The organism is Comamonas sp. GCA5 (assembly GCF_036541385.1).
Classification (GTDB): Bacteria; Pseudomonadota; Gammaproteobacteria; order Burkholderiales; family Burkholderiaceae_C; genus Comamonas; species Comamonas aquatica.
Genome location: NZ_JAZHFR010000089.1, coordinates 1 through 14,406, shown reverse-complemented (window position 1 = coordinate 14,406; position 14,406 = coordinate 1). Strand labels below are relative to the sequence as shown.

At 65.2% G+C, this 14,406-nt stretch carries 12 protein-coding genes and 3 pseudogenes; 6 read left to right on the top strand and 9 right to left on the bottom strand.

All coding sequences use genetic code 11. From position 1 onward, the window contains the following. The 4 genes and pseudogenes from SJH88_RS16175 to SJH88_RS16160 all read right to left on the bottom strand — a co-directional run. Window positions 1-120, bottom strand: a pseudogene (locus tag SJH88_RS16175) (electron transfer flavoprotein subunit beta/FixA family protein); the annotation flags it as partial. 199 nt (window positions 121-319) lie between these two features. Next, window positions 320-1,624, bottom strand: coding sequence for a mechanosensitive ion channel family protein (locus tag SJH88_RS16170; RefSeq protein ID WP_270148347.1), 1,305 nt, complete (start codon window positions 1,622-1,624; stop codon window positions 320-322). A gap of 88 nt (window positions 1,625-1,712) precedes the next feature. Beyond that, window positions 1,713-2,492: an enoyl-CoA hydratase gene (locus tag SJH88_RS16165; protein ID WP_270148350.1), complete on the bottom strand. Its 780-nt coding sequence runs from the start codon at window positions 2,490-2,492 to the stop codon at window positions 1,713-1,715. A 12-nt stretch (window positions 2,493-2,504) separates the two neighbouring features. Further along, window positions 2,505-3,458 (bottom strand): histone deacetylase family protein, encoded by a 954-nt coding sequence (locus SJH88_RS16160; protein WP_244982870.1) that lies wholly within the window; start codon window positions 3,456-3,458, stop codon window positions 2,505-2,507. A 44-nt stretch (window positions 3,459-3,502) separates the two neighbouring features. Between SJH88_RS16160 and SJH88_RS16155 the strand changes: the two genes are divergently transcribed. The 6 genes and pseudogenes from SJH88_RS16155 to SJH88_RS16130 all read left to right on the top strand — a co-directional run bounded on the left by SJH88_RS16155 (window position 3,503) and on the right by SJH88_RS16130 (window position 10,019). Beyond that, the gene (locus tag SJH88_RS16155; protein ID WP_270148355.1) at window positions 3,503-4,420 is read left to right on the top strand and encodes an AAA family ATPase; all 918 of its coding nucleotides are present in this window, start codon (window positions 3,503-3,505) and stop codon (window positions 4,418-4,420) included. Further along, window positions 4,420-5,439 carry a DUF58 domain-containing protein gene (locus SJH88_RS16150; RefSeq protein ID WP_270148358.1) on the top strand — a complete coding sequence of 340 codons (1,020 nt, stop codon included), beginning with the start codon at window positions 4,420-4,422 and terminating at the stop codon, window positions 5,437-5,439. Before SJH88_RS16155 ends, SJH88_RS16150 begins: the two co-directional genes overlap by 1 nt. 58 nt (window positions 5,440-5,497) lie before the next feature. Further along, a pseudogene (locus SJH88_RS19815) lies at window positions 5,498-6,888 on the top strand (transglutaminase TgpA family protein); the annotation flags it as partial. 135 nt (window positions 6,889-7,023) lie between these two features. Continuing rightward, window positions 7,024-7,518, top strand: a complete 495-nt coding sequence (locus tag SJH88_RS19810; RefSeq protein ID WP_420921754.1) for a DUF4129 domain-containing protein — start codon at window positions 7,024-7,026, stop codon at window positions 7,516-7,518. Next, complete coding sequence (gene mltB / locus SJH88_RS16135; RefSeq protein WP_274755080.1) at window positions 7,515-8,675, top strand: lytic murein transglycosylase B; 1,161 nt, start codon at window positions 7,515-7,517, stop codon at window positions 8,673-8,675. Before SJH88_RS19810 ends, mltB begins: the two co-directional genes overlap by 4 nt. A 132-nt stretch (window positions 8,676-8,807) precedes the next feature. After that, on the top strand, window positions 8,808-10,019 hold the full coding sequence (locus SJH88_RS16130) for an ABC transporter substrate-binding protein (protein WP_420921753.1): 1,212 nt from the start codon (window positions 8,808-8,810) through the stop codon (window positions 10,017-10,019). Between the two features lie 38 nt (window positions 10,020-10,057). On the opposite strand, the gene SJH88_RS16125 is transcribed toward SJH88_RS16130, so the two are convergent. The 5 genes and pseudogenes from SJH88_RS16125 to SJH88_RS16105 all read right to left on the bottom strand — a co-directional run. Next, entirely contained in the window at window positions 10,058-11,455 is a 1,398-nt protein-coding gene (locus tag SJH88_RS16125; RefSeq protein WP_274755079.1) for a sensor histidine kinase, read from the bottom strand. After that, on the bottom strand, window positions 11,456-12,151 hold the full coding sequence (locus tag SJH88_RS16120; protein WP_274755078.1) for a response regulator transcription factor: 696 nt from the start codon (window positions 12,149-12,151) through the stop codon (window positions 11,456-11,458). A 118-nt stretch (window positions 12,152-12,269) separates the two neighbouring features. Beyond that, window positions 12,270-13,769, bottom strand: coding sequence for a tripartite tricarboxylate transporter permease (locus SJH88_RS16115; protein ID WP_042413897.1), 1,500 nt, complete (start codon window positions 13,767-13,769; stop codon window positions 12,270-12,272). A gap of 8 nt (window positions 13,770-13,777) precedes the next feature. Beyond that, window positions 13,778-14,218: a tripartite tricarboxylate transporter TctB family protein gene (locus tag SJH88_RS16110; protein WP_274755077.1), complete on the bottom strand. Its 441-nt coding sequence runs from the start codon at window positions 14,216-14,218 to the stop codon at window positions 13,778-13,780. Window positions 14,219-14,286: 68 nt separating this feature from the next. Continuing rightward, window positions 14,287-14,406: pseudogene (locus SJH88_RS16105) on the bottom strand (IS481 family transposase); the annotation flags it as partial.

The window sequence follows — 14,406 nt, the reverse complement described above, 5'->3', positions numbered from 1 at the left end:
TTCGTCAAACGGGTTCATGCTCATCTTGACGTTGGCGATGTCCACGCCTGTGCCGTCGGACTTCACGCGGACTTTGACGTTGTAGTCCACCACGCGCTTGACTGGAACCAATACCTTCATGCTGCTGCTCCTTGGATCAGTGTGATTGCAAGTTGTTTGAATTGACGTAAACGTAAACTTGGAACATTCTATGCCGCGATGCAGCAAGTCCCGTAAAAAGACGTTGCCAAGCAGGGCGGATAAAAAAGAACGATCGTTCCATTTTATGCACGCAGCTTGTGAAATCCCCAGCGTTTTTTGATCAACCTAGGGTCTTCACCTAGGCGCGATGGTCCACGGCCTCAGGGTCCACATCGGCGTCTTTGGCACCGGGCGCACCGCCCGACCACTCCAGCACCTGCCGTGGCACTGGCAGCTGGATGCCCGCCGCGCGCAAACCCTGCAGCACCGCCAGGTTGACGTCGGAGCGGATGTTGCCCTGTCCGTTCTGTGGGTCGCTGATGTAGTAGTTCAGGCTGAACTGCAGGCCATGCTCCAGGAAATCCACCAGTTGCACCGAGGGCCCCGGCTGGGCCAGCACGCGGGGCTGGCTGGTCGCCGCCGCCAGCAGGACCTGGCGCACCTGCTCCACATCGCTGTCCATGCCGACCACCATCGTCGTCGACAGGCTGAACCGGCGATCGGATTGCGTCAGGTTCTCCACCCGCTGGGTGATCAGGGTTTCATTCGGCACGATGGATTCGCGGCCATTCAAAGCCTGGATGACCGTGAACCGGGTCTTGATGTCGGTGATGCGCCCCTCGAACCCATCGACGCGGACGTTGTCGCCAATCCGCAGGGCCCGCTCGATCAGCACCAGAAAACCGCTGACGTAGTTGGAAGCAATTTTTTGCATACCGAACCCCAGGCCAACGCCGATCGCGCCCCCCATGACCGACAGCGTGGTCAGGTCCATGCCAACCCAGGACAGCGCCAGCAGCAGGCCCACGGTGATCAGCACCCCGCGCGTCACATTCATGCTGACCTTGCGCATGGACAGGTCGCCGACCCAGCGGTTGATCACATGCTGCTCGAACAGGCTGGACACCCACAGGACCACCACCAGCATCAGGCCGGTGGACAGCGCGCCCTCAATCAGACTCAGCAGGCTGATCTGCGACTTGCCCAGCGTCAGCCGGACGGCATCCAGCTCTTCCAGCACCTGCGTCAGCAGGCCCAGGCTGTGCAGCACGGCCAGCCCCCAGACCATCCACGAGAACACCCGCTCGATCAGGCGCATGCCGGTGGATTGGGGGAACGACTTGCTCAACACCCGGGCCACGAAGCGGATCACGGTCAACGAGCACAGCAGCGAGATAGCGATCCGCAGCCAGAACACCGGCATGTACTGCACCGTGATAGCTTGCGCGATGTAGATCCACAGCAACGCCATCAAGGGGAACATCGCCCCATGCAGCGGGTTGGAGCCAAACCAGACCGAGGCGGCACGCCCCTTGTGCTTCAGGTGGCGACCCCAGAAGCGCACGCAGACGTAGGCCAGCAGCAAACCGCCGAGCACGATAAAAAACTCCAGCCAGGCGCTGGAGTTGTTGAAGTCATCAATCAGCTTGTCAACGATGTCCATGGTGCAACCACCCTGCGGCTATGAATGGGCTGATTGTGGCGCAGTCTGCCGGGGTGGCCGGCCTGCGGCCCGCCCAGCATGCCCCGGTCTACTGGCGCCAGTGGGGCACGCGCTTTTGCGCGAAGGCCTGCGCGCCCTCCTGGGCATCGGCATCCATCATGTTGCAGGCCATGACCTCGCCGGCCAGCTGGTAGGCCGCCTGCAGGCCCAGTTCACGCTGGCGGTACAGCAGTTCCTTGCCCATGCGCACCGCCGTTGCCGGCTTCTGCACGATGGCCTGCACCAGCTTCTCCACCTCGGCATCCAACTCCTCGGGGGCCACCACGCGGTTCACCAGACCCTGGGACTGGGCCGTCTCGGCGTCCATGAAGTCGCCCGTCAACAGCATTTCCATCGCCTGCTTGAAAGGGATGTTGCGCACCAGGGGTACGCTGGGCGTGGCACAGAACAGCCCGTACTGGATGCCACTGGTGGCAAAGCTGGCCTGCGTGCTGGCCACCGCCAGATCACACTGCGCCACCAGTTGGCAGCCCGCCGCCGTGGCCATGCCCTGCACCCGCGCGATCACGGGCACAGGCAGGCGCGCAATGCTCAGCATCATGCGCGAGCATTGCGCGAACAAGTCCTGGTAATAGTCCAACTGCGGGTGGGCCGCCATGTCCTTGAGGTTGTGCCCGGCACAAAAGGCCTTGCCTTGGGCGGCCAGCACCACCACGCGCACGCCGGTGTCGGTGGCCAGCTCCGTCAGGGCCGACTGCAAGGCCTCCAGCATGGGGGCCCCCAGGGCGTTGAAGCGCACCGGATCGTTCAAGGTCAGCGTGACCACGCCGCGCGCATCGCGCGTTTGCACCAGCAGCTCTGCATCCATACCCACCTCCACTCAAACATCGGCCAGCACACGCAGGTGCGCTTCCACACTGCGTGACAGCGGCCCCATCATGTAGCCCCCTTCCAGGCAAGAGACGATGCGCCCCTTGCTGAAGCGGCGGGCAATGTCCTTGATGCGCTCGGTCAACCAGATGTAGTCGTTTTCCGTGAGGCCCAGCTGTCCCATATCGTCGTCGCGGTGGGCATCGAAACCGGCGCTGACGAAGATCATCTCGGGCTTGAAAGCCTCCAGCCGGGGGATCCACAGCATCTCGACCAGCTCGCGGATGTCCATGCCCTTGGTGTAGGCCGCCACCGGGATGTTGAGCATGTTCGCGGCCGGCTCCTTGTCGCCGCTGAACGGGTAGAAGGGGTGCTGAAAGAAACTCACCATCAGCACGCGGTTGTCACCGGCCAGGATGTCTTCCGTGCCGTTGCCGTGGTGCACGTCAAAGTCCACGATCGCCACCCGCTTGAGATTGCGCCGCTGGAGGGCGTGCAAGGCGGCAATCGCCACATTGTTGAAGAAGCAAAAGCCCATGGCCTTGTCGCGCGTGGCGTGGTGGCCGGGGGGACGGATGGCGCAAAAGGCGTTTTCCAGTTCGCCGTCCAGCACCGCATCGGTGGCCGCCACCGCCGCGCCGGCCGCGTGCAGCGCGGCAGTGAAGGTGTGGGCGTTGATGGACGTGTCGGTGTCCAGCTGGGTGTATTCGGGGCCGCCGGCGGCCTGCTCTTCGACCAGCCTATCGGTCAGGCCACGCAGGGCCGCCACATGCATGCGGTCATGGGCCAGTTCGACATCGCTGAGCGCGGCGGCGGGTGCATCGATCCGTTCGAGACCGTCCAGCACCCCGGTCATCAGCAACCGGTCCTCGATCGCATCCAGGCGCTGCGGACACTCCGGATGCCCTGGCCCCATCTCATGCTGTCGGCATGAGTGATGAGAAAAATAGCCTGTCTTGCCCACTTTTCTTGTCCCCTGTTGTCATTGTTTTCGGATACCTTCTGTGCATGACATCACAAAAAATCCGGTCTCTTTTGGATCAGCTTAACACGGTGATCGTTGGCAAAAAACAGCAGGTCCAGGACTGCGTGGCCTGCCTGCTGGCCGGTGGGCATCTGCTGATCGAAGATGTGCCGGGCGTGGGCAAAACCACCCTGGCCCATGCCCTGGCCCATGCGTTCGGGCTGCAGTTTGCCCGTGTGCAGTTCACCGCCGACCTGATGCCCAGCGACCTGACCGGGGTGTCCGTCTACGACCGGGGCCGCGAAGGCTTTGTGTTCCACCCCGGCCCCGTGTTTGCGCAGGTGCTGCTGGCCGATGAAATCAACCGGGCCAGCCCCAAGACCCAGAGTGCGCTGCTCGAAGCCATGGAGGAAAAACAGGTCTCCATCGAAGGCCGGACCCACCCGCTGCCCACGCCGTTTTTCGTGATTGCCACCCAGAACCCGCAGGAACAGCTGGGCACCAACCCCTTGCCCGAGAGCCAATTGGACCGTTTCTTGATGCGCGTCAGCCTGGGCTATCCCGACCGCGCGTCAGAGCTGCAACTGCTGGCCCACCACGGCCACCGCGCCCATGCCGACCAATTGCCGCCCCAGCTGACGTCCGAGGAGCTGGCCGCGCTGCAGCAGGCGGTGCTGCAGGTCCACGCGGCCGAGCCCTTGCTGCACTACATCCAGGACCTGGTGGATGCCACGCGCAACGGGCAGTGGTTTGTGCAGGGCCTGTCCCCCCGCGCCGGCATTGCCCTGTTGCGCGCGGCCAAGGCCAATGCCCTGCTGCACGGTCGCGACTACGCATCGCCCGACGATGTGCAGGCCATGTTCGTGCCCACCATGGCGCACCGCCTGCACGCCGTGGCGCGCGCCGGCCGGGGCACGGTCGCACAGGTCCAGGCGCTGTTGCACACAGTCGCCCTGCCCTGATGTCCGAGCCACAGCGCCCCACCCGCAGCCGCTGGCGACAGCGCTTGCACAACTGGGTCACGCGCGGTCAGGTACCCGGTGCCGAGCACACCCTGGGGCACCGCAACATCTATGTGCTGCCCTCGGCCGCCGGCTGCATGCTGGCGGCCACGCTGCTGGTGCTGCTGGTCGCGTCGATCAACTTCCAGCTCAACCTGGGCTACCTGCTCACCTTCCTGATAGCAGGCAGTGCCCTGGCCAGCGTCTGGGTGGGCCACCGCAACCTACAGGGCCTACAACTGCACCTGGGGCCGCTGCAGCCCGTGTTCCAGGGCGAACGCGCCACCGTGCCGCTGCACCTGCAGGCCCCGGCCGCCGGTCCGCATCGCCACGGCCTGTCCGTGGCGCTCAACCGCTCGCAAGGCCCGCTGGCCTGGGTGCATGCCGACGTGGCCGCCGGCCACACACAGGTGGTCGAGCTGGGCAGCGTGCCGCACCAGCGCGGCTGGCACCGCGTGCCCCGGGTGGTGCTGGAAAGCCGTTACCCGCTGGGCGTGTTCCGCCTGTGGAGCTATTGGCAGCCCGATGGCCGGGTGCTGGTCTACCCGTGCCCCGAAACACCAGCGCCCCCCATCCAGCACCTGGACCACGCCCACTCCGGCACCAGCTTGCAACAGCACAGTGGCATGGTCGAACCCGACAACGTGCGCCACTACCAGCGCGGCGACAGCCTGCGCAGCATCGTGTGGAAGAAAGCCGCCTCGGCCCTGGCCCTGGGCCACGGCGACCTGGTGGTGCGCAGCGGCACGGCGCCCCAGACCGACCGCCTGTGGCTGGATGCCCGCGCCACGGGCCTGACCGATCCCGAGGCACAGATCGCCCGCCTCACCGCCTGGGTGCTGCAGGCCCACGCCCAACAGGCGCTGTGGGGGCTGCGACTGCCCAGCGGACAGCAATTGCCCCAGGCCATGGGCGAGCCACATTTGCACGCCTGCCTGGCGGCACTGGCCGTGGACGGCAAATCCGCTGCACCCCATTAGAGTTTTGAATCAAATCACCGTCCAGCGCGCATACAGCCTACGCAAGCAGCTATCAAAAATGGATTCCACCACCCCTCCCCTGCCGCGCGAGACCCGCGACACCTTGCTGGTGCTGGGGGTGGTGGCCCTGGTGCTGCTGCCGCAGGTGGCCTACCTGCCGCCGTGGGCCAGCGCGCTGGCGGCACTGCTGCTGGGCTGGCGCATGTGGCTGGCCCGCAGCGGCCAGCGCCTGCCGGGCACCTGGCTGCTGGCGGCCCTGCTGGCCTTGGCCGTGGGTGCCACGGCGCTGCAGTTTCGCTCCATCGTCGGCCCCGAGGCCGGCGTGGTCCTGGTGATCCTGCTGCTGGTGCTCAAGACCCTGGAGATGCGCGCCCGCCGCGACGCCATGGTGATCTTCTTCCTGGGCTTCTTCACGCTGCTCACCCTGTTCCTGCAGTCCCAGTCGCTGAGCATGGCCCTCGCCATGCTGGTGGCCGTCTGGGGGCTGCTGGTCTGCCTGGTGAATGCGCACATGCCGTCCGGCTACCCCAGCCTGCGGCAGCTGGTGCGCACCGCGGGCCTGCTGATACTGCTGGGCGCGCCCTGATGCTGGTGCTGTTCCTGGCCTTCCCGCGCCTGCCACCGCTGTGGGGCCTGCCCACACAGGCCAGCAAAGGCACGACCGGCCTGTCCAACGACATGACCGTCGGCCAGGTGGCCGAGCTGGCACAAAACCACAGCGTGGCCCTGCGCGTGCGCTTTGACAGCCCCGATGGCAAAGCCCCGCCGCAGCGCTTGCTGTACTTCCGGGGGCCGGTGCTGAGCCGCTTTGACGGGCGCAACTGGCAAGCGGACGCCGACGGCGCCCCGTATGCGCTGCCGGCCACGGCCCAGGTCGCCGCCTCGGGGCTGGGGACGGCCATCGACTATGAAATCACCCTGGAGGCCCACCAGCAACGCTGGCTGCTGACCCTGGATGCCACCTTGTCGCCCCCGGATGCCCAGCGCCGGGTGCAGCGTACCGCCGACCTGCAGTGGCTGACGGCACGCCCACTCACCGAGGTGCTGCGCTACCGCGCCCAGGCCCACCTGCACTATGCCTATGGCCAGCAGCTGTCGGACTTCCAGCGCCGCCAGCACCTACAGCTGCCGCCTGATCTGAACCCCCGCACCACGCAATGGGCGCAGACGCTGCGCCGCGACCACGGCACGGATGACACCGCCATCGTCCAGGCCGCCCTCAATCACCTGGGCAGCGGCCGCTACGTCTACACGCTGGCGCCCGATGTGGTGCCCGGCCCGCACACGGCCGACGCCTTCTGGTTCGAGACGCACAACGGCTTTTGCGAGCACATCGCCTCGGCCTTCACGGTGCTGATGCGCGCCTCCGGCATTCCGGCACGCATCGTCACCGGCTACCAGGGGGGCGAGCGCAACCCGGTGGACGGGTTGTGGACCGTGCGCCAAAGCGACGCCCACGCCTGGACCGAAGTCTGGCTGCCCAACGAGGGCTGGCTGCGCATCGACCCCACCTCGGCCGTGGCGCCCTCGCGCACCGAGCAGCTGCAACGGCTGTCACCGCCCACCTCAGCCTTCGGTGGCGCCATGGACCAGGTCATCAGCCCCGACGTCCTGCGCCGCCTGCGCGCCAACTGGGAAGCCCTCAACCACCGCTGGAACGACTGGGTGCTGAATTACACCCCGCGCGACCAGTCGGCCCTGCTACAGCGCCTGGGCTGGACCGACTGGAGCATCCCGCAACTGGCAGCCGGGCTGAGCAGCCTGCTGGCGCTCGCCACCCTCGGTGCGGCCTGGCAACGCTGGCGCCGGCGCTGGGTGGCCGATCCCTGGCTGCGCCTGATGCAGCAGGCCCGCCAGCAGTTGCAACGCCATGGCCTGGAGCATGCGGACACACGGGGGCTGCAAGCCCTGGCGGCCGCTGCCCAAGCACAATGGGGGGATGAATCCCAGCCACTGCAGCAGTGGCTGCTGCAGATGGAACAATGGCGCTATGCACCGCATGGCCCCCAGACGCCCAGCCTGGCCCAGCTGCGGCGTGCATACCGCGCTTTGATTTGGCCCAGCCCCCATACTCCATGAAACGTTTGCTTCCCTCCTTGTTCCTGATTGGCCTGGTCACAGGCTGCGCCACCCACCTGCCTGCAGACGCCCAAAACAGCGCACCCCGCGCGCCCAAAAACACCCCTGCCAAGAGCACGGCCGCCAGCGCCCCGTATGCACAACGCGCCGATGCCCAGCTCTGGGCGCGCGAAATGGCCGCGCGCCAGCACCTGGACTTGGCATGGATCCAGGCCCAGCTGGCGCAGGCGCGCTTCCTGCCGCAGGTGCCGCGCCTGATGACGCCGACCCCCAAGACCAGTACCACCGCACGCGATTGGGGCGACTACCGCCGCCGCTTCATCGACCCGGTGCGCATCAGTGCCGGGGTGCGCTTCTGGGACCAGAACGCCGACACCCTGGCGCGCGCCGAGGCAATGTTTGGCGTGCCCGCCGAAATGGTGGTCGGCATCATCGGTGTCGAGACCATTTACGGCCGCAACATGGGCAACCTGCGCGTGCTGGACAGCCTGGCCACCCTGGCATTCGATTTCCCGCAGGCGCATCCACGGGCCGCAGAACGCCAGCGCTATTTCCAGGGTGAGCTGGAGCAGTTCCTGGTGATGATGCACAACGTTGGCACCCCCACCACAGAGCCGCGCGGCAGCTACGCCGGGGCCATGGGGCTGGGCCAGTTCATGCCCACCAGCTGGGCCCAGTGGGCCGTCGACTTTGACCGCGATGGACGCATCGATCTGTTCAACAGCGCAGCCGATGCCATCGGCTCGGTGGCCAACTACTTCAAGGCGCATGGCTGGGTCAGCGGGCAGCCGGTCTGGTACCCCGCCCTGTTCAACACCGACCGCCTGAACCTGCCAACCCTGCTGGCACCGGACATCCGCCCCAGCTTCACAGCGGCCCAGATGGTCGAGCTGGGCGTGGTGCCCCAGGGCGGGCTGGACCATGACGGCCCACTGGCGCTGATCGAGTTGAAAAACGGCGAAGCCGCGCCCAGCTACCTCGTCGGCACCCAGAACTTCTACACCATCACGCGCTACAACTGGTCCAGCTACTACGCCACCGCCGTGTACGACCTGGGCCAGGAGGTCAAGGCCGCGCGCCAGAACCGCGCCCCCGAGGTGGCCCAGCCGGCCACCATCCCCGACCTCGCCCCCGCGGCCACCGCCACAGCGCCCTAGAGCGCAGCACAAAGTCCACCTACGTGGCAAGCAAGGACATTCCCCGCCCGTGCTTGCCCCAGTTGGAAAGATGGCGTCGGCGGCGCAATCTGAACCCCTTTTTTGTCACACGGTACACAAGGAGTTTTCGGAATGCGCCACGCTCTCTCTCCCCTGGTTCTGGCTCTGTGCGGCATGGGCCTGTGGTCTGCCGCTGCCCAGGCCCAGACCTTCAAAGAGCCCGACACCGTCAAGATCGGCTTCATCACCGACATGTCCAGCCTGTATGCCGACGTGGAAGGCAAGAACGGGGCGGTCGCCATCCAGATGGCAATTGACGACTTTGGCGGCAAGCTGCTGGGCAAGCCCATTGAACTGCTCACCGCCGACCACCAGAACAAGGCCGACATTGCCGCCAGCAAGGCGCGCGAATGGATCGACCAGCAGGACATCAGCCTGGTGTTTGGCGGCACGAACAGCGCCACCGCCCTGGCCATGGCCAAGGTCGCCCAGGAGAAGAAACGCATCTTTGTGGATAACGGCGCCGGCAGCTCGGCCCTGACCAACGAACAGTGCAGCCCCTACACCGTGCACTACGCCTTCGACACCGTGGCCCTGGCCAAGGGCACGGGCAAGGCCGTGGTGGAAGCCGGAGGCAAAAGCTGGTTCTTCCTGACCGCCGACTACGCCTTCGGCCATGCGCTGGAAGCCGACACCTCCAAGATCGTCGAGGCCAATGACGGCAAGGTGGTGGGGGCGGTCCGGACGCCGCTGAACGCCAGCGACTTCTCCAGCTTCATGCTGCAGGCCCAGAACAGCAAGGCCCAGATCCTGGGTCTGGCAAATGCCGGTGGCGACACCATCAACTCCATCAAGGCAGCCCGCGAATTCGGCATCACCAAGGGCATGAAGCTGGCCGGCCTGCTGATTTTCTTCAGCGACATCCACAGCCTGGGCGTGAAGAACACCGAAGGCCTGCAGTTCACCACCAGCTGGTACTGGGACATGAACGACGAGTCGCGCAAGTTCGCCGACAAGTTCATGGCCAAGACCAAGCGCCGCCCCAGCGAAATCCAGGCCGCCGACTATTCGGCCACCATGACCTGGCTGCAGGCCGCCCAGCGCGCCGGCACGCTGGAAGCCGACAAGGTCATGGCCGAGTGGAAGAGCAAGCCCATCAAGGACTTCTTTGGCGAAGGCGTGATCCGCCCCGATGGCCGCTACGCCCACGACATGTACCTGATGGAAGTGAAGTCCCCGGCCGAATCCAAAGGCACCTGGGATTACTACAAGCTGGTCAAGAAGCTGCCCGCCGACCAGGTCTGGACCACCAAGGCCGAAAGCAAGTGCCAGTACTGGAAGTGAACGGTTAGCTCCCCGGGCCCTGACGGCCCGGCCGCCGTTCAGGGCTGGTGCAGCGGCAGGCGCACCCAGGTCTCCAGCCCAGGCTGCGCCAGCCGCCAGCCGATGCGCCCCTGGTGCAAGCGCACGATGGCCTTGACACTGGCCAGCCCCAGGCCATGCCCCGGCTGCTGCTGGTGCTGCGGGTCGCGCACGAAGTGCTCGGACAAGCGCTCGAGCATCGCGGGCGCCACGCCGGCACCATGGTCGCGCAACCGCAGCTGCACCTCGTGGCCCTGGCGCTGCAGGTGCACTTCCAGGCAGCGCTGCTCGGCGGACAGCCCGTATTTCAGGAAGTTGTCCAGCAGGTTGGACATCGCATTCGCCAGCAGGTGGGAATCCCCCAGCACCCAGCCACCCGGTTCCAGCGCCAGCTGCAGTTCCACTTGCCGGTCACTGAACAGCGGTTCGTAGTACTCCAGCACCTCCTGCAGGACCTGCCGCAGATCCAGCGGCTCGAAGTTGTGCAGCCCCACCCCGGCCTCCACCTCGGCCAGCAACAGCATCTTGCTGAACAGGCGCTGCAGGTGGTCCAGCTCTTCCTGCACCTGGTCCAGCAGCGCCGGGCGCAGGCTTTCCGGCGCCAGCTTGGCCGCCTGCACCCGGTGCAACGCGCGGTTCAACGGCGTGCGCAGGTTGTGCGCCACCATGTGCGAAACATGGCGGATACCGCGCACCAGTTGCTCCAGCTGCTCCAGCATCTGGTTGATGTCCTGCTCCAGCAGGCTGAACTCGTCGCTCTTGCGGTTCATGGGAATGCGAAAGTGCAGGTTGCCCTGGCCAGCCTGGCGGATCGCCTGGCGGACTTCCGCAGCACGCTTGTCCATCAGGCGGCGGAACACCATTGCGCCCAGCAGCGACAGGCCCACCGCCAGCCCCAGCGCCAGCGCCGTGGCCTTCATGTAGCGGTGCTGGATGTCGGTCAGGGCCTGCAGGTCACTGCCGACAATCAAGAAGCGCTGCTGCCCCAGGTCGTCGATCTTGACCCGGCCATTGAAGCTGCGCGCCTCCTGCTCCACGGGCAAATCCTGCAGCGCCGCCACGCGCGGCGCATGCACCAGGTCGATGGTGGCATTGCCCGCCCAGACCGCGCCATCCAGGTGCTGGTAAATGAAGATCTCATCCTGGCTGTCGATGCCGTCGCTGACCAGGCGCTGGATCTCCTCCACCAGCCCGGCCTCGCCCTGCTGGGCATACACGCTGAGCAGGCGCTTGCTGTTGCGCAGCGCATAGTCATCCAGCCGCTGGCTGACCGTGCCCACGATCTCCACGTAGTACACGGACAGCGTGCCCGCCAGGATGCTGACCACCACGGCGCTGAAGCACAGCGCCAGCCGAAAGGAACTGGATTTCCAGGCCCGGTGCAAGGGCCCCAGCACGGGGTGCGTTGCCGTGGTCATTTACATCGCCACGGGCACATCGATGCGGTAGCCCATGCCGCGGACCGTGCGGATCAGCGAAGGCCCGCCGCCCACATCAATCTTCTGCCGCAGGTGGCTGATGTGCACGTCGATGATGTTGGTCTCGGGCTGGAAGTCGTAGGCCCAGACGTTCTCCAGCACCATGGTGCGCGTCACGGTCTGCCCGGCGTTCTTCAGCAGATAGCCCAGCAGCTTGAATTCGCGCGGGTTGAGCGCGATCCGCTCGCCCGCGCGGAACACCGCGTGCGCAATCAGGTCCACCCGCAGGTCCCCCAGCTGCAGCACATGGCTGGCTGGGTGCGTGGACGTTGCCGTGCGGCGCACCAGAGCCTCGATGCGGGCCTCCAGCTCCTCCATGATGAAGGGCTTGGGCAGGTAGTCGTCCGCCCCGGCCTTGAGGCAGCGCACGCGCTCGTCCGTCTGGCCCAGCGCGCTGACCACCATGGTCGGCGTGGTGTTGGCCACGGCCCGCAGGGCCTTGAGCACATCCAGCCCATCCACCCCCATGGGCAGCATGCGATCCAGCAAGATGCAATCCCAGGCGCGTGACAGCGCATGCTGCAGGCCGCTGTTGGCCTCGGTCACATGCACGACCTGGTAGGTGGCTGGACACAGGTTGCTGGAGATGTACTCCGCAATCGCTGCATCGTCTTCAATCAATAAAATATGCTTCATGCGTCAACACCACAACGGTGGGCACAGGACAAAGCCGCCCCCAGGGGGCGGCAGGTTCACGAATGGCTCTGGGGCACCACCATGCCCCAGAGCCATTCTGTCGGGAAGCGCAGCGCGCTCAGATGTGAGATGTACGTAGGCTGCGGCGCAGGAACTTGAACAGGGTCCAGCCCAGCATGGCCAGGGTCACGTACAGCAGGGTGGCACTGATGGGCCGGTCAAAGAAGATGGCCGGATCGCCGCGCGACAGCAGCAGCGCGCGGCGCAGGTTTTCCTCCACCATCGGCCCCAGGATGTAGCCCAGCAACAGTGGCGCGGCCTCAAAGCGCAGCAGCATGAACAGGTAGCCCAGCACCCCCAGCCCGGCCACCATATAGATGTCGAAGTGGTTGTTGTTGACGCTGTACACCCCCAGGGCCACGAACACCAGGATGGCGGGATAGAGCCAGGTGAACGGAATGCGCAGCAGCGACACCCAGATGCTGATGGTGGGAATGTTCAGCAGCACCAGCATCAGGTTGCCGATGGCAAAGCTGACCACCAGGCCCCAGAACATTTCGGGCTGCTCGTTGATCAGCATCGGCCCGGGCGTGATGCCGTGGATGATCAGTGCCCCCAGCATGATGGCCATCACCGCATCTCCGGGAATGCCCAGCGACAGCGACGGCACGAAGGCAGTCTGTGCTGCGGCGTTGTTGGCGGACTCGGGGGCCGAAATGCCTTGCACGGCGCCCTGGCCAAACTGGCTGGGGTCCTTGGCCACGCGCTTTTCAATCGCATACGACATGAACGCGGCAATCGACGGACCCACGCCTGGCAACGCCCCCAGGGCCGAGCCCAGGGCCGAGCCACGCAGCATGGCGGGATAGCTGCGCCTCATCTCCTCGCGCGCGGGGATCATGGAGCGCAGCGTGACCTTCTCCACCTTCTGCGAGTCGTCCTGGCCGTGGATGTTGCGCACCACCTCGGCCACACCGAACAGGCCCATGGCCAGGGCCACCAGGTTGATGCCGTCCATCAGCTCCGGAATATCGAAGGTGAAGCGGGCGGCACCGGAATTCACGTCCGTGCCCACCATGCCCAGCAGCACGCCCATGACCACCATCGCCAGCCCCTTGACCGGGGAGCCGGTGCCCATGGACGAAGCCGCCACCAGGCCCAGCACCATCATGGCAAACAGTTCGGCAGGGCCAAACTTCAGGCCCACCTCGGCAATCGCGGGCGAGAACAGCACCAGCAGCACCAGGCCGATCATGGCGCCGACCAGGGACGCGATCGTGGTGATGAACAGGGCAATGCCCGCCTTGCCGTTCTTGGCCATCGGGTAGCCATCCAGGCAGGTGACCGCCGACGCGGGCCCCCCGGGCAAATTCATCAGGATCGATGCTGTTGATCCACCGTACTGTGCGCCGTAGTACACGCCGGCCAGCATCACGATCGCCGCGGTGGGCGACATGTGGTAGGTCATGGGCAGCAGCAGCGAGATGGCCGCCAGGGCACCGATGCCGGGCAGGACGCCCACGGCGGTACCGAGAAACACCCCCAGAAAGCAATACCACAGGATGGTGGGATCGGAAGCCACCTGCAGCCCCATCAACAGATTATTGAATAGTTCCATCGTGACAATCAGAATTCAGGAAACATGGAAATCGTCATATTCAGACCGACGATGAAAATCAGGACGGTAATCACGGCAATGATGCCGGCAATCACCAAGCGCATGCCCATGTGCATCGGTTTTGGCAGGCTGGCCACCAATACGGCAATCATGGTGCTGAAAAATACGCCCAGGGTATTCAGCAAAAAGGCAAATACCACCAGTGCCCCCAAGGAAGCCGCCAGACTGTCCCAGTGCACAACGATGCGGTCGCCTTGGCGGAACCAGGCTGGCAACGCAATCAACACCCCCATCACAAACAGCACCCAGCCAAGGATCACGGGCATATACCCGGGCCCCATGCGCGCCGCGGACCCCATGGCATAACCCATCCCACCGATGGCAAAAAACAATCCGACTGCGGCCACAAATAGGCCGGCCAGAATATCTCGTATATCTCTAGGTAACATCACACCTCCATTGCATTGAGGAGGCGTATCTTCATGGCAGAAATGGCGATTTTTTTACGTAATACCACCTAGCTGTCGGGTCCCGGATGATTACGCACGTTCTTGACGAATAAATCAGGAGCTTTCATCTTCCATTTTTTGAGTGCTTGGACTGGGGCTTCATGCCCCAGTGCCTTTTGTGGCAAGTG

Excerpts from the sequence above, each read along its gene's own strand:
- SJH88_RS16170 (WP_270148347.1), bottom strand. The coding sequence starts at position 1,624 with ATGGACATCGTTGACAAGCTGATTGATGACTTCAACAACTCCAGCGCC.
- SJH88_RS16165 (WP_270148350.1), bottom strand. The coding sequence starts at position 2,492 with ATGGATGCAGAGCTGCTGGTGCAAACGCGCGATGCGCGCGGCGTGGTC.
- SJH88_RS16155 (WP_270148355.1), top strand. The coding sequence starts at position 3,503 with ATGACATCACAAAAAATCCGGTCTCTTTTGGATCAGCTTAACACGGTG.
- SJH88_RS16150 (WP_270148358.1), top strand. The coding sequence starts at position 4,420 with ATGTCCGAGCCACAGCGCCCCACCCGCAGCCGCTGGCGACAGCGCTTG.
- SJH88_RS19810 (WP_420921754.1), top strand. The coding sequence starts at position 7,024 with ATGGACCAGGTCATCAGCCCCGACGTCCTGCGCCGCCTGCGCGCCAAC.
- mltB (WP_274755080.1), top strand. The coding sequence starts at position 7,515 with ATGAAACGTTTGCTTCCCTCCTTGTTCCTGATTGGCCTGGTCACAGGC.
- SJH88_RS16130 (WP_420921753.1), top strand. The coding sequence starts at position 8,808 with ATGCGCCACGCTCTCTCTCCCCTGGTTCTGGCTCTGTGCGGCATGGGC.
- SJH88_RS16125 (WP_274755079.1), bottom strand. The coding sequence starts at position 11,455 with ATGACCACGGCAACGCACCCCGTGCTGGGGCCCTTGCACCGGGCCTGG.
- SJH88_RS16120 (WP_274755078.1), bottom strand. The coding sequence starts at position 12,151 with ATGAAGCATATTTTATTGATTGAAGACGATGCAGCGATTGCGGAGTAC.
- SJH88_RS16115 (WP_042413897.1), bottom strand. The coding sequence starts at position 13,769 with ATGGAACTATTCAATAATCTGTTGATGGGGCTGCAGGTGGCTTCCGAT.
- SJH88_RS16110 (WP_274755077.1), bottom strand. The coding sequence starts at position 14,218 with ATGTTACCTAGAGATATACGAGATATTCTGGCCGGCCTATTTGTGGCC.